The organism is Mesorhizobium sp. M1A.F.Ca.IN.022.06.1.1 (assembly GCF_003952605.1).
In the GTDB taxonomy this organism is placed as follows: domain Bacteria; phylum Pseudomonadota; class Alphaproteobacteria; order Rhizobiales; family Rhizobiaceae; genus Mesorhizobium.
Map to the genome: position 1 here is coordinate 4,417,566 of NZ_CP034455.1, position 17,117 is coordinate 4,434,682.

18 protein-coding genes are annotated in these 17,117 nt (G+C 64.1%); 5 read left to right on the forward strand and 13 right to left on the reverse strand.

Going from position 1 to position 17,117, the window contains the following annotated elements; all coding sequences use genetic code 11:
* Positions 1 to 24: 24 nt before the first annotated feature.
* The 5 genes from EJ078_RS20910 to EJ078_RS20930 all read right to left on the reverse strand — a co-directional run bounded on the left by EJ078_RS20910 (position 25) and on the right by EJ078_RS20930 (position 3,915).
* On the reverse strand, positions 25 to 363 hold the full coding sequence (locus EJ078_RS20910) for a metalloregulator ArsR/SmtB family transcription factor (protein WP_066994170.1): 339 nt from the start codon (positions 361 to 363) through the stop codon (positions 25 to 27).
* 165 nt (positions 364 to 528) lie between these two features.
* Entirely contained in the window at positions 529 to 1,299 is a 771-nt protein-coding gene (locus EJ078_RS20915; protein ID WP_127217243.1) for a HugZ family protein, read from the reverse strand.
* Between the two features lie 36 nt (positions 1,300 to 1,335).
* A complete protein-coding gene (locus EJ078_RS20920) occupies positions 1,336 to 2,511 on the reverse strand; it encodes a CaiB/BaiF CoA-transferase family protein (protein ID WP_127403981.1) in 1,176 nt (391 codons plus the stop codon).
* 6 nt (positions 2,512 to 2,517) lie between these two features.
* Positions 2,518 to 3,279, reverse strand: a complete 762-nt coding sequence (locus tag EJ078_RS20925) for a 3-hydroxyacyl-CoA dehydrogenase (RefSeq protein WP_067326396.1) — start codon at positions 3,277 to 3,279, stop codon at positions 2,518 to 2,520.
* 30 nt (positions 3,280 to 3,309) lie between these two features.
* The gene (locus tag EJ078_RS20930) at positions 3,310 to 3,915 is read right to left on the reverse strand and encodes an N-acetyltransferase (protein ID WP_127216166.1); all 606 of its coding nucleotides are present in this window, start codon (positions 3,913 to 3,915) and stop codon (positions 3,310 to 3,312) included.
* 273 nt (positions 3,916 to 4,188) lie between these two features.
* Here EJ078_RS20930 and EJ078_RS20935 point away from each other — a divergent pair, with 273 nt between their 5' ends.
* The gene (locus tag EJ078_RS20935; protein ID WP_127216165.1) at positions 4,189 to 5,175 is read left to right on the forward strand and encodes a glutathione S-transferase family protein; all 987 of its coding nucleotides are present in this window, start codon (positions 4,189 to 4,191) and stop codon (positions 5,173 to 5,175) included.
* 1 nt (position 5,176) lies between these two features.
* Here the strand turns inward: EJ078_RS20935 and EJ078_RS20940 are convergent, their stop codons facing one another.
* Entirely contained in the window at positions 5,177 to 5,677 is a 501-nt protein-coding gene (locus tag EJ078_RS20940) for an NUDIX domain-containing protein (protein ID WP_127216164.1), read from the reverse strand.
* A 68-nt stretch (positions 5,678 to 5,745) separates the two neighbouring features.
* On the opposite strand from EJ078_RS20940, the gene EJ078_RS20945 reads away from it, so the two are divergent.
* Positions 5,746 to 6,684, forward strand: coding sequence for a metallophosphoesterase (locus EJ078_RS20945; RefSeq protein WP_127216163.1), 939 nt, complete (start codon positions 5,746 to 5,748; stop codon positions 6,682 to 6,684).
* On the opposite strand, the gene EJ078_RS20950 is transcribed toward EJ078_RS20945, so the two are convergent.
* The 4 genes from EJ078_RS20950 to leuA all read right to left on the reverse strand — a co-directional run bounded on the left by EJ078_RS20950 (position 6,674) and on the right by leuA (position 12,052).
* Complete coding sequence (locus EJ078_RS20950; RefSeq protein ID WP_127216162.1) at positions 6,674 to 7,291, reverse strand: hypothetical protein; 618 nt, start codon at positions 7,289 to 7,291, stop codon at positions 6,674 to 6,676. The two genes, EJ078_RS20945 and EJ078_RS20950, sit on opposite strands and share 11 nt — an antisense overlap.
* Positions 7,292 to 7,359: 68 nt before the next feature.
* On the reverse strand, positions 7,360 to 8,160 hold the full coding sequence (locus EJ078_RS20955; RefSeq protein WP_127216161.1) for an alpha/beta fold hydrolase: 801 nt from the start codon (positions 8,158 to 8,160) through the stop codon (positions 7,360 to 7,362).
* Between the two features lie 233 nt (positions 8,161 to 8,393).
* Complete coding sequence (locus tag EJ078_RS20960) at positions 8,394 to 10,178, reverse strand: tetratricopeptide repeat protein (protein ID WP_127216160.1); 1,785 nt, start codon at positions 10,176 to 10,178, stop codon at positions 8,394 to 8,396.
* 197 nt (positions 10,179 to 10,375) lie between these two features.
* On the reverse strand, positions 10,376 to 12,052 hold the full coding sequence (gene leuA, locus EJ078_RS20965) for a 2-isopropylmalate synthase (protein WP_067327095.1): 1,677 nt from the start codon (positions 12,050 to 12,052) through the stop codon (positions 10,376 to 10,378).
* Between the two features lie 528 nt (positions 12,053 to 12,580).
* On the opposite strand from leuA, the gene EJ078_RS20970 reads away from it, so the two are divergent.
* The 3 genes from EJ078_RS20970 to EJ078_RS20980 are packed head-to-tail and all read left to right on the forward strand — an operon-like array spanning position 12,581 to position 14,785.
* Positions 12,581 to 13,747, forward strand: coding sequence for an ATP-grasp domain-containing protein (locus tag EJ078_RS20970; RefSeq protein ID WP_127216159.1), 1,167 nt, complete (start codon positions 12,581 to 12,583; stop codon positions 13,745 to 13,747).
* 4 nt (positions 13,748 to 13,751) lie between these two features.
* A complete protein-coding gene (locus EJ078_RS20975; protein WP_127216158.1) occupies positions 13,752 to 14,528 on the forward strand; it encodes an alpha/beta hydrolase-fold protein in 777 nt (258 codons plus the stop codon).
* Positions 14,528 to 14,785: a hypothetical protein gene (locus EJ078_RS20980; protein ID WP_067326429.1), complete on the forward strand. Its 258-nt coding sequence runs from the start codon at positions 14,528 to 14,530 to the stop codon at positions 14,783 to 14,785. The genes EJ078_RS20975 and EJ078_RS20980 overlap by 1 nt, the downstream gene beginning before the upstream one ends.
* Here EJ078_RS20980 and EJ078_RS20985 read toward each other — a convergent pair.
* The 3 genes from EJ078_RS20985 to EJ078_RS20995 all read right to left on the reverse strand — a co-directional run bounded on the left by EJ078_RS20985 (position 14,779) and on the right by EJ078_RS20995 (position 17,075).
* Entirely contained in the window at positions 14,779 to 15,531 is a 753-nt protein-coding gene (locus EJ078_RS20985; protein ID WP_067327099.1) for an SDR family NAD(P)-dependent oxidoreductase, read from the reverse strand. The two genes, EJ078_RS20980 and EJ078_RS20985, sit on opposite strands and share 7 nt — an antisense overlap.
* Positions 15,532 to 15,583: 52 nt before the next feature.
* Positions 15,584 to 16,687: an AbrB family transcriptional regulator gene (locus EJ078_RS20990; RefSeq protein ID WP_127216589.1), complete on the reverse strand. Its 1,104-nt coding sequence runs from the start codon at positions 16,685 to 16,687 to the stop codon at positions 15,584 to 15,586.
* Between the two features lie 76 nt (positions 16,688 to 16,763).
* On the reverse strand, positions 16,764 to 17,075 hold the full coding sequence (locus tag EJ078_RS20995; protein WP_095823304.1) for a putative quinol monooxygenase: 312 nt from the start codon (positions 17,073 to 17,075) through the stop codon (positions 16,764 to 16,766).
* Positions 17,076 to 17,117 lie beyond the last annotated feature (42 nt).

Here is a 17,117-nt window from a genome sequence, read left to right on the forward strand (position 1 = left end):
GTAAGGGGCTTTGCAGAGCCCGGGTCAAGTCCCGGCGCGGCGCATCCTGTAGGCCATCTGCGACAGGTCGCCGTCGCCGAAAATGCCTTCCAGCGTGCGAAGCAGCTCGCGCACCGCGTCGGAGTTGCAGGAATAATAGATCATCTGGCGATCGCGACGCGTCTCGACGATATCAAGCGCTCTCAGCTTGGCCAAATGCTGCGACAGAGCGGACTGGCTCAACTGGACTTTCTCGGCGATGGCGCCGACGGACATTTCGCCCTCGATCAGATAGCTGACGATCAGCAGCCGCTTTTCATTGCCCATGAGCGTCAGAAACGCGGCAGCCGATTCGGCGTTGGCGACTAGCTTGCTTGAGATCATGGATCCCCCATGTTTTCTGGCTCATCCAGCTGCCATGGGGGCAATGGCGGCTGATTTCCACGATATTCAGGTCAGGGAGCGCCGCTGAATCGGCGCTGCAACAAAAGGTAGATCATTTTACCCAAATCTCAAGAGTTGCTTTCGATCCGGGACGATTAACTTTCGCTACTGTGCCCGCCCTGCGGCGCGCCCGGCCTTGGCCATCTCGACCAGCACGGACCGCAACTCGCCGGCAGTGCCGAGAGGCCGAGGGAAGAAGACCCTGCAGGTGGCATCCGGAGAAGCCAGATCCATGCCGTCCGCATCGAAACCCGTAGCGATCCAGCCATCGCCTTCGGCCCGGCCGAAATGGCGCGCATAAATGCAAAGCGCATCGCGATGGTCGGCATTCATGTGGTCCAGCGCCGACTGTTCGCTGGCCCCCAGCTCCTCGACGATCGTGCCGCCGGCGATCAGGTCGGTGCGATCCAGAAGATAGGCTTTGCCGAAGCCGCCATTGAGACTGGCGCGTTCAGGCTCAAGCCGGAATATCGAGAAGTCGCCGAGCCCGGCATAGAGTTTCGCCTTCGGATTGCGGTTGAGATAGCGCCGTTCGGCGCGGGCGTGACCCGCCGATCCGCGCTCCAACCGCAGCGCCTGGCATACAAGCGAGATGCGGGGATGCGCGAGCGGATCGCCCTTGCCGGGTTCGCCGACGAGCAGCGAGCAGCGCGGGTCGGCGAGAAGCGCGCCGGTATGCGCCGACAGCATCGAGACCAGGATCAGCGGCGCGCCGTCGATGTCGGTCGCCACGCCGACCCGGCTTGCCAGCGGCGCCCCGGTGCCGGGCTCGATTGACGCAAGCGCGCCGAAGCGGGCCGAGCGGACCAGAGTCTTCGCCAGCCTGACGGCCTCGGTGTCGGTCTCGCGGATGACATCCTTCCTGGTCTCGGTCACAGCGCTCACCGCGATAAGTTGATTTCTACTCTCCGGCTATCTGCCAAACAGGCCGGACCTGACAAGGGCTTCAATTTCAGTCTCGTCGATGCCGAAGCGTGCCAGCACAGCCGAAGGCCGGCGGTCGGCGACGGTCGGCGCCGCGGCAAGCGTCGAGGCGGCGCTGGAGAAGCGCGGCGCCGGCGTCGGACGTTCGAGCTCGCGCGATCTTGCAAAATTTTGCCGGGCACGGCTCTGCGGATGATCCCTGGCTTCGGTCAGCGACAGGACCGGAGCGACGCAGGCGTCGGTCGGTCCAAACGCCTCGGCCCACTCGTCGCGTGTCTTCTCTCTGATCCTCGCGGCAATGGCAGCGCGCATGTCGGGCCACGATGTCCTGTCATATTGGCTGCCGACAAAACGCCGGTCGAGCGGCAACAATCGGGCGAACTCGCCAAAGAATTGCGGTTCGAGGCAGCCGATGGCGACATGCCGTCCGTCCGCCGCCTCGTAAACGTCGTAGAAGGGGGCCCCGGAATCGAGCAGGTTCTCACCGCGTCGCTCGCTCCAGAGGCCGGCCGCCATGAAGGCATGGATCGGAGCCGCGAGCATCGATGCACCCTCGACCATGGCGGCATCGATCACCTGACCTTTGCCGGTGCGCGAGCGCTGGAACAGGGCCGCCAGCACGCCGGCGATCAGCATCATGGCGCCGCCGCCCTGGTCGGCGACAAGGTTCAGCGGCGGCACGGGCGGCGCTCCCTGCCGGCCGACGGCATGCAGCAGGCCGGCATAGGCGAGGTAGGTGATGTCATGACCGGCGCGGCGCGATAGCGGCCCGTCCTGGCCGAAACCCGTGAGGCGGCCGTAGATCAGCGCAGGATTGCCTTCCAGCACGACATCAGGCCCGAGGCCCAGCCGCTCCATGACGCCTGGGCGAAAACCTTCGATGAGAACGTCGGCCTTTTCCGCAAGGCGCAGCAGAAGCTCCGCGCCGTCCGGCCGCTTCAGGTCGAGCCTGAGGATGGAGCGGCCGTGGCGGTCGAGGTCGTGGGCCTCGGGCAAGGATAGAAGCGGCTCTTTGGCGTCCGCCCGCTCGATGCGCAGGACGTCTGCGCCCATCTCCGATAGCATCAAGGCGGCGAGCGGCACCGGGCCGAGGCCCGCCATCTCGATCAGCCTGATGCCAGCCAACGGCCCTGTCTTGTCGGCGGCTGTCGGCGGCGTGCTCATTCGCTTTTATTTGGGCGCCATGCGGATCGCGCCGTCGAGGCGGATGGTCTCGCCGTTCAGCATCTGGTTCTCGATGATGTGGAGCGCGAGTGCTGCATATTCCGAGGGCTCGCCGAGGCGAGGCGGGAAGGGCACCGAAGCGCCGAGCGAATCCTGCACCTCTTGCGGCATGCCGGCCATCATCGGGGTCTTGAAGATCCCTGGGGCGATGGTGCAGACGCGAATGCCTGAGCGCGCCAGGTCGCGCGCCACCGGCAATGTCATGCCGACGACGCCGCCCTTGGACGCCGAATAGGCAGCCTGGCCGATCTGGCCGTCATAGGCGGCGACCGACGCCGTGTTGACGATGACGCCGCGTTCGCCGCCGGCGAGCGGGTCGAGTTTCGCCGCCCGGTCGGCGACCAGGCGGATCATGTTGAAGGTGCCGATCAGGTTGATCTCGATCACCTTGCGGTATTGATCCAGCGGGTGCGGGCCATCCTTGCCGACCGTCTTCACTCCAATGGCAATGCCGGCGCAATTGACCAGGATGCGCGGTTCGCCGAGCTTTGCCGCCACTTCGGCGATCGCCGCGCTGCCACTGTCTGCGCTGCTGACATCGCATTGAACCGCGATGCCGCCGATATCGGCGGCAACCTTGGCCGCGCGATCGATACCGATATCGAGTATCGCTATCTTGGCGCCCTTGGTGGCAAGGGCGCGCGCCGTCGCTTCGCCAAGGCCGGAGCCACCGCCAGTGACGATCGCGATCTGGCCGTTCGGGGTCATGGTGGCGTCCTCCCAGAATTTCGGATCATGCTACGAAGCGCGTTGCTGCGGCGCAACCTGAATGACCGGATCGATCGAGGACTGCGGATTGGCCGAGGCGCGGACCGCGACCTGGGCCAGGTCGGCAACCCGCGCCGTATCAGCATGACAGACCTCACCGACGAACCGGGCCACCGCGCCAGGCCTGATTTCGTGATGGAGCAGCCGGTCGAGATCGACCGGACGCGGCATGGTGATCTGCCCGCGCGGGAAGCGCTTGAAGCCGAGCGGCCCGTAGTAGGGCTCATCACCGACCAGCATGACGGCCGGCGCGCCGGCCTTCGCGGCGGCTTCGAGCGCGATCGCGACCAGCCTGCGGCCTATGCCGAGATTCTTGAAGGCGGGCCGCACGGCAAGCGGGCCGAGCATCATGGCGCGTCCGGCGCCTGCCGCCACGCGCGTCATGCGCACCGAGGCGATCACCGTCTCGTCCTCGACGGCGACAAAGGACATCGAGCGGTCGTGCCCGCCGGCCTCGCGGATCTTATAGGCGGCCAGCACGAAACGGCCCGGCCCGAAGGCCTCGTCGTTGATGGCTTCGATTTCAGGATCGTGCGCCGGGGTCTCCGGCAGATATTTCACGTCGGCAAGGCTCATGGTCTTTGCGTTCCGGTATGCGAGGAAAGGTTTGCTGCAAGCGGCAGCGTTCGCCAGTCAGCGCTTCATCAAGCGCGGGCGTCCTTTCGTCGTCGGTCGAACCGGATCGTGGCAAAGTCAAACATGGGCGCTTCCGCTAGCATCAATTGTTCCCGGCTGCAATCGGCGCTTTTCACCTTTCTTTTCGCCGTTTGACGAACTGTTCAGCGCCTGGGGGCTTCGACATTTCGGGTAAGCGCCTAGATGTCTGTTGGAACCGCAGGGAGATTTCGCATGGGATTGCTGGTTGAAGGCAAATGGCAGGACCGCTCGACCGTTGCCGACAGCAGCGGCAGGTTCGTGCGTGCCGAAGCGCAATGGCGCGACTGGGTGGCGCGCGACGGTGCGCCGGCGCAAGGGCGTAAGCGCGGCTTCAAGGCGGAGCCCGGGCGCTATCACCTTTACGTCTCGCTCGCCTGCCCCTGGGCGCACCGGACCTTGATCTTCCGCGTCTTGAAGAAGCTGGAAGACATCATCTCCGTCTCCGTGGTGCACCATTTCATGGGCGAGAACGGCTGGACCTTCACAGCCGAGGACGGCGCAACCGGCGACACGCTCTACGGCCTCGACTTCCTGCACCAGATCTATGCCAAGGCCGATCGCGGCTATTCGGGCCGCGCGTCCGTACCGGTGCTGTGGGACAAAAGACAGGAAACCATCGTCAGCAACGAGTCGTCAGAAATCATCCGCATGCTCAATTCCGGCTTCGACGAATGGGGTGATGCGAGCCTGGACTTCTATCCGCGGGCGTTGCGTTCCGAGATCGACAGGATCAATGCGCTGGTCTATCCGGCGATCAACAACGGCGTCTATCGCGCCGGCTTCGCCACCTCGCAGGAAGCCTATGAGGAAGCGTTCGGCGAGCTCTTCGCAGCACTCGACACGTTGGAAGAGCGGCTGTCAAAGCAGCGCTATCTTGTCGGCGAGCGGATCACCGAAGCTGACTGGCGTCTATTCACCACGCTGGTGCGCTTCGATCCGGTCTATGTCGGCCACTTCAAATGCAATCTGCGCCGGATCGCCGACTATCCGAACCTGTCGAACTATCTGCGCGACCTCTACCAGGTGCCCGGCGTGTCAGGCACGGTCAGCCTGCATCACATCAAGTCGCACTACTACGGCAGCCACAAATCGATCAATCCGACGGGGATAATCCCGGCGGGACCTAAACTCGACTATGCCGCACCACATGATCGCGGCCGGTTCAGGAAGGCGGCATGAGTTACCAGTAGGCCGAGACCTGGTCGCCGCCGAAAATTTCGGCAATCCGACGTCGCGTCGCCGGCGTCGCATCTGCCGGCAAACGGTCGAGCGGAAAGAACGCCGCCTCGGCGATCTCATGGTCCGCCGATTTCGGCGCCGTCTGGTTGAAGGCTTCGACCAGATAGAGGCCGACGTGGTCGCGTGTGCTGGCGCGACGGTTGAAGTGCATCGATCTCAGCACCGGCGGAGCCGTCAACGCGATGTTGCCCTCCTCGGCGAGCTCGCGCGCCAGCGCCTCGACAAGCGTCTCGCCGACCTCGACGCCGCCGCCAGGCAACTGCCAGCCCGGAACATAGGTGTGGCGGATGAGGAAGATGGAGTTGGATGCGCCGTCGTAGATCAAGCCGCGCACGCCAAGCGTCATCGGGCGCCGTAGCAGGAAATAGAGATGGAACAGCCTTGCCCGCAGTCCCGCCCAGCCGGTCTGGCGGAACGCCTGTTCCGGATCGGCGCCAGTCATCCACGAAACCGCGAGCGGACAGGAAACGTTGAGTAGAAAGCCCGGACCGGGTCGCTTAAGAAGGGGCTATGCTCAGGCTTGCACATATTTCCGATGTCCATCTGGGGCCGCTGCCCGATGTAACCTATCGCGATCTCGCGTCCAAGCGCGTGCTGGGTTACGTCAACTGGCAGCGCAACCGCCGCCGTCATATGCACGATGCGGTGATCGACACGATTGTCGGCGATATCAAAGCCAACGCCCCCGACCACCTCGCGGTCACCGGCGATCTCGTCAACCTGGCGCTCGATGGCGAGATCGAGATGGCGAAACATTGGCTGGAGACGCTGGGCTCTGCGAATGACGTATCCGTGGTGCCGGGCAATCACGATGCCTATGTGCCGGGCGCCTTCGACAAGGTTTGCCGGTCATGGGCGCCGTGGATGACGGGCGACGGCATCAACAGCCCGATCGACCGCAATTCCTTTCCCTATTTGCGGGTTCGCGGTGATATCGCTCTGATCGGCGTCACGACGGCGCGGGCCACGGCGCCCTTCATGGCCAACGGCTTCTTCATGGAGGGCCAGGCGGAGCGGCTCGGCAACATCCTCGACGCGACGGCCAGACAGGGGCTGTTTCGCGCCATCATGATCCATCATCCGCCGGTGCGTGGCGCGGTCTCGCAGCATAAGCGGCTGTTCGGTATCGCGCGCTTCCACAAAGTCATTCGCCGGTATGGCGCCGAGCTTGTGCTGCACGGCCACTCGCACTTGCCTTCGCTGTTCACCATCGGTCCGCGCGGCGTCAAGGTGCCGGTGGTCGGCGTGGCCGCCGCCGGCCAGGCGCCGGGCGGCGATCATCCCGCCGCTCAGTACAATCTGTTCGAGATCGGCGGAAAAAAAGGTGGTTGGACCATCCGCCTGACACGGCGCGGCCTGACCGGTCCGGCACTGCCGCCGTCGGACATTCAGGTGATCGAGCTCGGTGCCGATATGCCGGTGGTGCGCGAGCCCGTCGTCAGAAGCTGATCTTCATCTGGGCGATGCGGTCCCAGAACAGCACCAGCGATACCGCCAGGCCGACCAGGGCGCCGGCGGCGATCAAGCCAAGGCCGGCGAAGAAGGTCGTCCAGCCGTTGCGGCGCGTTGCAGCCTGCAAGGGCGGCTCGGCTTCCCGGACCTCGGCTCGATGCAGGCCAGTCACCGCGCTCTCGACCGCGCCTTCCATCACCCGCTGCCGCTCGACGACACGCTCGGCCACGTATCGCGTAACGGCATCGGCGACGGGCTTCATGTCGGTCGATTCGGCCAGCACCACGCGGCCGATGCGCGTGTCCTTAAGGAAGCGGAAGGTGCGGCGATCCCGCCCCATGGCGACATGGCTCACGGCATCGATCCACAGCCGCGGCTGCAGGCCGGAGGAGACGGCGAAGTCGAAATTGTCGATATCCGCCGGCACGTCGGCGAAAACGGGGGCGAGCTCCGCGGCCAGCAACTCGAGCCGCATGCGGTGCGCCTCGCGCATGTCGACCACCACATCATCGCGGTCGGCGAAGGCGTTCTTGACGTCGCGGATCGCGTCCGCGAGCTTTCGCGATGGCTCGATCGGGGTGATTTTGTCGCCTGCATCCTTCATGGCGCTGCCTCGCTGTTGGTAAACAGCGAGTTAACACAGTCGCCGGCAAAATGCACTGCGAGATGGGCTCAGCTTGCGGCTGCGCTGAACACCGGTCTCTGGATTCTGCTGCGGCGACGCGTGTTGCGGCGCACGGCCTCTGCAATCAGGTCAGGCGCCTCCTCGACCAGCATGTGGCCCGCCTCCAGCACGTGGTGCAGGTGGAAATGCGGCGGCAAGTCCTCGGCCTGGGCGACGGGCAGGACGGGATCGTCCGTTCCCCAAAGCACCATCACCGGCATGCTCAGGGTTTCCAGCCGTTCGCTCGGGATGATACCTTGTCGGTCTTCCCTGGTGATCACGGCTGCAGCACCGACGAGGGTCCGCAACTGGCCCGGCCGTTTGCGCATGCCGCACAGCGCCTCCACCACGTGTTGAGGAGGAGAACTTTGCGGCCCCGACATGGCGGCAAGACAGGCGCGGATCTCATCTCGATCGGCCGCGGCCGCATAGCGCCGCAGCAACGGACCGTTGATCTCGGGGCCGAAGCCGCCGGGCGCCAGCAAGGTCAGCGAGGCCACCCTTTCGGGATCGGCAGATGCCATCAATGTCGCGATCGCGCCGCCCATGGAATGGCCGACGACGTGAACTTTGCCCAGGCGGCGCGCGCCCAGATCGGCTAGGATGACCCCGGCGGCCTGCTTGACGCCTGCCGCCTGGCACTCCAGGGAGTTTCCGTGGCCCGGCAGATCGTAGGCCAGTGTCCTCACATCGGGCGTCAATCTCGCAATCACGTCGCGCCAGATCGAATGGCAAGCGCCGAAGCCGTGCAGGAAGACGATCGTCTTCGAGCCAGCACCGCTTTCGGCGACGTCAAGAGAGTTAAACATCGAGATTGTTGGTGTGAAGCAGGTACGAGGGGCAATTCAAGATTGTGGCTGAATTGCTCCCTGAGCAGGTCGATAGCCAGTAAAATCTTCGCGAATTCGCCGTGCGCGCCTCAACCGAATGCGCAAGCAGGACCAATACTCGTTGAGTGTCGACGCCCGCGGTGCCGAGCAGACCCGGCGTGCGAATTTAATATTCCAATCAGTCCGCACGTCAGCGAATGCTCCACGTTCGCTCAGCTCGGATTGCCAATGCCCGCAGAGCGCAAGGATTGCACCAGCCGGTCGATGAGATCGGCGGGGTACTTCCTGTCAACAAAAGTGGCGCGCGGATTGGCGGCGAATTTCGGGAATTCGGCCGTGAGCTCGTTCGCCAATTCGTTTGCGAGCTTGTCGCGGCCTGAGATCTTGGCGCCGATCAGGCGCGCCGCCAGGTAATGCGATTTGGACGCGGTGGTCCGCAGCGACTCGCTGGCAATCGCTGCCCTCTGGGTGTCGCCTTGCATGAAGGCTCCGACAAACAGGCCATAGTCCCACCAGGTCGGATGACCGCTGAAGGCCTCGACGGCATGGCCCAGGATCGGCGTCCCTTCCTGGTATCTGCCAGCGAAGATCAGGCCGTAGCCATAAGCGGCGGCCATGCCGAGATCGTAGGGGTTGAGCTCATAAGCCTTGCGCATCCAGCGGATCGCTTCGTCGGTGTTGCCGAGGCGCGAGTTGAGGTAGCCGTAGGCGCGATGCGCGTGCGGGCTCATCGGTGCCATCTGAATGGCGCGGTGGGCAAACGACATGGCCTGCTCGACCGTTGCGCCGGGCGGATAGGCGTAGCGGTTGTTGACGGCTTCCAGATGCAGGGAAGCCAGTTCCGAGTAGACGAGCGATGATTTGGTGCTTTCCCTGACCAGCTTCTCCAGACAGCGATACGCAGCTTCGTGCGCCCTGGCGCTCTGGTCGAGATAGTAGAGGTCGTCGAGCACCAGACATCCGATCTGGCTGGTCCGGATATCGCTCTGGTCGATATAGCTGTAGATCGCGCCCGAAGCGGGGACGGTAGAGGTCAGGAGATTGGCGATGTTGCTTTCGACCGCACCAGGCGCGCTTTCGGCCGGTGTCAGGTTGCGTGACAGGAGAACCCGTCCCGTCGCGACGCTCTGCAGCTCGATCATGACGTCGCCGGCGGCTGTCCCGGGGATAAGATCGAAGACGAAGCTGATCGGATCGGCGGAACGGTTGCGCCTAGAGTCGGCGTCGCGTCCGATGAAGTCTATCGTATCGAAGCCGGCGAGACCGGCGCGCAGCGAGGAAGCAACACGGGCCGCCTCGGGTCCGTCGGCTTTGATGGCCAAGTAGATCAAAGGCAGGCCTTCGAACGTTTGGGAAGCGACGCTGCTGGTCGCGCCTGCCGTTTCGACTTCAACCGGCGCGACCGCGTCGTCACCACGAAGAAAGGCGTTACCCTGGCGGACGACAAGGATACCCAGCATGGCGATGACCAGCACCATGGCGGCCCAGAAGAACCGCAACTGGCGCGTCAGCGATGACGCGGATTGGGTCGGTGCCGGGGTCGTCGTCAGCGGCACGGCGTCGACCGGTGCGGCGGCGGCCTCGGGCTTCTCGAAATGCTTGGAAGGCCGGGCGATCGGGGCATCCGCGGGTTTGGCGTCGGCTGGGAGCCGTATGGCGTTCAACTCGTAAGAAGGCACATAGCCGCCGCGCGGAATGGCGATGCGTACCGGCTCGCCAATGCCTTCGCTGGCGAAATATTGATCCAAAAGCTCGCGCAGCCGCCCCGCCTGGACCCTGACGACCGCGTCGGTCGATCCGTCGAAATCGCCGTCCTTGCCGAAGACATCCATGGCAATGGACACACCCTTCAGCCGGTCGGCTTCGCCTGCCTGCTCGCGTTCGACCAGATAGCGTAACAGCCTGCGGGCCCGCTCGGATCGTCCGAACGTTTCGCTGGCAAGCAGTCGCTCCAATGTCTCGCGCACTGCGGGGGCGGCAGGCGTGGCAGGCTCCAAGTGTCGGACCTTTCAGAGTCGGCACAGGTTAGGGCGCGATAATATAGCGCGCGCTCCAGCGCACAAGGAACCTTCTGTTATGTGATCGCGTAAGCCACGGGAAATTTACCGGCCGGTTAACGAATTTGAACGCGGCTCGCGCCTGCCATGAAGCGTGGCACGTCCGATGAACGCGCCACGCTTTATCAATCGAACAATCAGGCGGCCTTGCGGCCCAGGATGCGGTTGGCGGCCGAGACCACGGCCTCCAGCGAGGCGGCGACGATGTTGGTGTTTATGCCTGCGCCGAACAGCTTGCCGCCGGGATATTCCATCTCGACATAGGAAATGGCCGAGGCGTTCGAGCCGCGCTGCAAGGAATGTTCGGAATAGTCGAGCACCGACATGTCGACGCCGATATGGCGCGAAAGCGCATCGACGAAGCCGTCGATCGGGCCGGTACCGGTGCCGGTGATGGTGACTTCCTTGCCTTTGTCGACGATTTCGGCCTCGACCACGCGACGGCCCTTTACCGCGGTGTCCGGATAGGTGCGATGGTCGAGGAATTTCAGCCTGGCGCCGGGCTGGTCGACATAGGCTTCGAGGAAGCGCTCGTGGATGCGCTTGGCCGGCACTTCCTTGCCTTCGGCGTCGGTGATCGCCTGGATGTCCTGGCTGAACTCGATCTGCAGGTTTCGCGGCAGATTGAGGCCATAGTCGGCCTGCAGCACGTAGGCGATGCCGCCCTTGCCCGACTGCGAGTTGATGCGGATGATCGCCTCATAGGTGCGGCCGACATCGGCGGGGTCGATCGGCAGGTAGGGCACTTCCCACACCGGCGTGTTGGCTTTGCGCAGCGCCTTCATGCCCTTGTTGATGGCATCCTGGTGCGAGCCGGAGAAAGCGGTGTAGACGAGCTCGCCGACATAGGGGTGGCGTTCCGGGATCTTCAGCTGGTTCGAATATTCGTAGACGTCCTTCATCCGGTTGATGTCGGAGCAGTCCAGCTCGGGATCGACGCCTTGCGTGTACATGTTGAGCGCCAGCGTCACGATGTCGACATTGCCGGTCCGCTCGCCATTGCCGAACAGCGTGCCCTCGACGCGGTCGGCGCCGGCCATCAGGCCGAGCTCGGTGGTGGCGATGCCGGTGCCGCGGTCGTTGTGCGGATGCAGCGAGATGATCAGCTTGTCGCGGTTGTCGAGATTGCGGCACATCCACTCGATGCGGTCGGCATAGACGTTGGGCGTCGACATCTCGACCGTCGATGGCAGGTTGACGATCAGCTTGTTGTCGGCCGTCGGCTTCACGATCTCGGTGACGGCGTTGCAGATCTCCAGCGCGACCTCGAGCTCGGTACCGGTGAAGCTCTCCGGCGAATATTCGAAACGGAAGCCGCCGCCGGCCTTGGCGGCCATTTCGGTGATCATCTTGGCGGCATCCGTGGCGATGCGCTTGATGCCGGCGACGTCCTTTTCGAAGACGACGCGGCGCTGCAGCTCGCTGGTCGAGTTGTAGAAATGCACGATCGGGCGGTGGGCGCCCTCGAGCGCCTCGAAGGTCCGCGTGATCAGCTCGGGCCGGCACTGCACCAGAACCTGCAGCGACACGTCCTTGGGCACGCCGCCCTCCTCGACGCACCAGCGGGCGAAGTCGAAGTCGGTCTGCGAGGCCGACGGGAAGCCGATCTCGATCTCCTTGAAGCCCATGTCGAGCAGCAGCGCGAACATGCGCGCCTTGCGCTCATGGCCCATCGGGTCGATCAGCGCCTGGTTGCCGTCGCGCAGGTCGACCGAGCACCAGATCGGCGCCTTGTCGATCACCTTGGACGGCCAGGTGCGATCGGCGAGGTTGACGGTCGGGTAGGGCTGATATTTGCGGGCGGCATCGGCCATGTGGCCGGGCGCTTGCGCGCCCGTTTCGGCCTCGCCGGCGCGGATTGCTTCTCTTCTATTCATCGTCGTTTCTCCCGGCGGCTCGTGGGACCGCCTTCAGGCGGATCGGTGCCGAGCGGCGCCTTTACCAAAGAATTTCGTTCGCTTGATGTGACTTGCCAATCTAGCCAAGGAGCAGGCGCCCAAAGCGGCGGTTTTCGACCGCCGGGCGCTCCTTCAGCGAACCCGGCGATCGCCGATAAGGCCGAGAAGGAGCAGGGTCGAAGCAAGCGCGCGCACGGTCTCGCGGGCAAAGCCGGGGCGAGAAGAAGCGACGGAGCGGGTGCGCGTGGTCATGCCGGCTCTCTTACAGGAGCGGCCATCCGGAGGCAAGTGCCGGCCCGGCTTTAAGTCTTTGGTTTCATGCATATCGTCTTCCCAAAACCGCTGCACAGTTTTGGTCGACATGCTTTGGCGCGGCTCTTCCCCGCATCAGCCAAATGCGCCACACTCGCCTCCGGAGGACCTGATCCGAGGGGGAGGTCGTGCATGAATTTCGTGTTCTTCTCGCCGCATTTTCCGGGCAACGGCGCCGATTTCTGCGACGGGCTGAAGAAGGCCGGCGCTACCGTGCTCGGCATCGGCGACGCGCCCTATGAGACGCTGAGCAGCAAGCTCAAGGCGGCGCTTTCGGAATATTATCGGGTCGCGGACATGGAGAACTACGATGCCGTATTCCGGGCGATGGGCCATTTCATCCACAAATGGGGCCGCATCGACCGCTTCGAGTCGTTGAACGAGCACTGGCTGGAGCTCGAGGCCAATATCCGCACCGACTTCAACATCTTCGGCACCAAGCTCGACTTTGTGAAGAATTTGAAGCGCAAGAGCCGCATGCGGGCCTTCTTCCGCAAGAGCGGCGTCAAGACAATCCCGCAACGCAAATGCTCCGATCGCGCCGGCGCCATGACCTTCATCCGCCGGATCGGCTATCCGGTGGTAGTGAAACCGGATTCGGGCTCCGGCGCCTCGAACACGTTCAAGATCTCCAACGCGAAGGAGCTCGACCAGTTCTTCAAGGACAAGCCCGAAGGCGTGACCTTCGTCATGGAGCAGTTCATCGAGGGGCTGGTGGTGACCTTCGACGGGCTGGTCAACCGCGACGGCGAGGTGGTGCTGGCGGCGAGCCACCGCTACGACCAGAGCGTCATGGAGGTGGTCAACCGCGACCGCCATATGAGCTACACCTGCTTCCCCGAGATCACGCCCGCGATCGAGGAGGCAGGCCGCAAGATCCTCATGGCGTTCGACGTACGTGAGCGCTTCTTCCACATCGAACTGTTCGAGACCAGGGACAAGCGCATCATTGCGCTGGAGGTCAACATGCGGCCGCCAGGCGCCTGGATGACGGATGCGATCAACTACACCTTCGACATCGACGTCTATGCCGAATGGGCCAACATGGTGGTGAAGGACGTGGCCGGCGGGCCTTACAAGGGCAAGTATTTCACGGCCTATGCCAGCCGCAAGCGGCACCTCGACTATTTGCACAGCCATGAGGACGTGCTAGCCGCCCACGGCGACAAGATCGTCCATCATCAGGCCATCGAAGAGGTTTTCAGCCGCGCCATGGGGAACTACGCCTACCAGATGCGCTCGAAGGACCAGAAGGCGCTGCGTCAGGCGGTTGACTATATCCACGCGGAAAAGGCGTGAGCCGATGGACGTCTCCTATCACAAGGCCCATGCCCGCAATCTCGGCCGCGACATGGAATACAAGCGCTACGGCCATGCCGGGCGGCCGGTGGTGGTGTTTCCCACCTCGCAGGGGCGTTTTTACCAGTTCGAGGATTCGGGAGGCGTCGCAGCACTCGCCGAATTCGTCGACACCGGCCGCATCCAACTGTTCACGCTCGACGGCATCGATTCGGAATCCTTCTTCGACAAGCATGGCGATCCCGTCAGTCGCATCGCCCGCCACGAAGCCTATTTCCGCTATGTGCGCGAGGAGGCGCTGCCGGAGCTGCAGGCGGTTGCCGCCAAGGCCAATGGCGGACGCGCCCTCAAGCCGCTGTTCTGCGGCTGCTCGATGGGCGGCTACCACTCGTCGAATTTCGTGTTCCGCTTTCCGGAGCTAGCGAGCGGCGTGATCTCGCTATCCGGCGTCTATTCGACCCGCGACTTTTTCGGTCGGACGCTGGAGGGCAGCATCTTCTACAATTCGCCGCTCGACTATCTGCCGGGCATCGTCGACCAGAAGCTGCTCGGGCGGCTGAGGGCGCTGAGGCTGATCTTCTGCTGCGGGCAGGGCGCCTGGGAAGAACGAATGCTCGTCGAAACGCGCGAACTGGAGCAGGTGCTGCGCGAGAAATCCATTGCGGCCTGGGTCAACTATTGGGGCGGCGACGTCAGCCACGACTGGCCGTGGTGGCACAAGCAACTCGTCTATTTCTTTGGCCGCTGGCTCGATGACGACCTGATGCACAGGATCGACTGATGACCGCGCCCGACCCGATCCGCCGCTTGTCGAAGCCACCAATGCCGGCGACCCGGGGCCTTTCTCGAACCCTCACCGCCGATGCCTTGCTCACCGATTGGGGCCGTTCCTTCCGCGGACGCGAGCAGATCTCGCGCTGGAACCAATCCGACAGTATCGGCGTACAATCCCTTTTGATGCGCGTCGCGGGGTTGGCCGCCACCTCGGGTCATGTGGAATGGCGGCGTGGGCGCGCTGTCGCGATCCTCGCTCAGTAGGTTGCGCGCCCGCCGGACAGATCGAAGGTGGCGCCAGTGGTGAAGGAATTCTCGTCCGACAGCATGAAGGCGACCATGGCCGCAGCCTCCTCCACCTCGACGAATCGACCGCGAGGCACCTTGCTGAGCATATAGGTCACCTGGGCCTCGGTGAGCTGTTCGAGGATACGGGTGCGGGCGGGCGAGGGGGTCAACGCGTTGACGGCGATGTCGAGACCGGCGAGTTCCTTGCCGAGCGACTTGGTCAGCGCAAGCACGCCGGCTTTGGCGGCCGAATAGGCGGCGGCGTTGGGATTGCCTTCCTTGCCGGCCACGGAAGCGACATTGACGATGCGGCCGTAGTTGCGCGCGATCATGCCGGGCACCAGACGTCGGCAGCAGTAAAAGACGCCGTTGAGGTCGATTTCGATGATCTGCCGCCAGGCGGCGGGGTCATAGTCCACCACGGTCGCGGCCGGCCCGGCAATGCCGGCATTGTTGACAAGGAGATCGACAGGCCCGAGCGCCTGCTCGGTTTCGATGGCGGCGCGGTCGACGGCCTCGATCTGCGACTGGTCGCAAAGCAAGGCATCGACCCGGCCCAAGGGAGCAAGCTCGGCCACAGCGCTCGCCATCGCGGCCTGGTCGATGTCCCAGATGGCGACGCTTGCGCCCGACGACAGCAGGCGTCGGGCGACCGCAAGGCCGATGCCTTGCGCGCCGCCCGTCACGACCCCGACGCGGCCAGAGAGATCGACAGCATTCAAACGACGGTTCATGGCCAATTCCTCTGCTTCTCAATGCACTTGGTAGCGCGGATCAGTCCCTGACGTTTCGCGCCACAAGCTTGGCGACGCTTGGCCCAACAAGCAGCACGACGAGGAAACGGGCCGATTGCAGCGCCATGACGAAGGAGATGTCGACGTTCTGCGCGGCGGCGGCGATGATGGCGACGCTGTCCATGCCGCCGGGGCTGGTCGCCAGATAGGCGGTCAGCGGATCGATGCCGAGCACGCCGCTGATGACGAAAGCCATGCCGCCGCAGAAGGCGATCAGCGCTACGATCGAGGCGATGATCTGCGCCAGGGCGCGTGCCGCGTGGCGCAGGATCGGCCGGGTGAAGTTCAGCCCGATCGACCAGCCGACCATGGCGTAGCTGACGGCCAGCAGCCAGGGCGGCAATTGCATCGGCACGCTGAAGCCGAGATGGATTACCGCGCCAAAGATGAAGGTGCCAAGGAAGAAGGGCGAGGGCAGTCTGAGCAGCTTGCCGAGCAGGCCGCCGACGACCGCGATGCCAAGGGTGGCGCCAAAGGCCAATGGATCGATCGGCGGAAACCAGATGATGGGCGGCACTTCGACGCCCGACGTGTCGACCCACATCTTGGCGACGAGCGCCGCCGTCACCGAAACGAAGATGACACGCAGATATTGCATGAAGGCGACGAGGCGCTGGTCGGCACCGAAGGCGCCGGCCATCAGCACCATGGCGGTGGCGGCGCCCGGCGAGGAACCCCAGACCGCCGTGGTGCCGGGCAGGATGCGCCAGCGACTGATCAGCCAGCCTAGCAGGCTGGAGGCGGTGAGCGTCGCCACCACCATCCCGAAGAAGAGCGCCCATTCGGCGTAGAAGACCGGAAATATGTCGACCGAGATCGAATTCGCCACCAGGCAGCCGACCACGGCCTGAGCGGAACCGAACAGCGCGCGGGGTACGCGCACCGTGGCGCCGTTGGTGCCGGCCAGGATCGCGGCAAGCATCGGGCCGATCAGCAGCGCCGCAGGCAAGGCGGCCAATTCCAGCGCGCCGGCAAAGAGCAGCGAGAGCACCACCAGCGCCAGCCACTGCTGCAGCGGGCGCAATCGCGTCATGCGTTGAACAGACGGTTGCTCCAGTGACGGTCCTTCTGATGAAGAGTCCATATCCGGCTCTTAGCCCGGGCACGGACAAATGCGAACCCATTTTCCCGCGGAAATGCCGTTGGCGACGGTCTCGCGCTCAGCTGCCCTTCTCGGGGGCCGGAAGGCCGAAGCCGCCGACAGGATGGGTCTCGACCTGGAATTCGAAGCCGGCGATGAAAGGACGCGCCCTGGCGATTGCCGCCTGGACTTCGGGCAGTTGCAGGGACGCCTTATGGCTTGCCTGATCGGTCCACACTTCGGTGACCCAGATCGCGTCGGCATCGGCCGGGTCGGTGGCGATGATGTAGCTCAGGCAGCCGGGCAGCGCACCGGTCGTCTCACGCAGCACGTCCATGACTGCATCGCGCTGGCCGCGTGCCGCCCGCATCTTGCCGATCAGTCCGAACATTCCCTTCCTCTCCCTCCAGGTTGCACGCTGAGCTGAGTATGC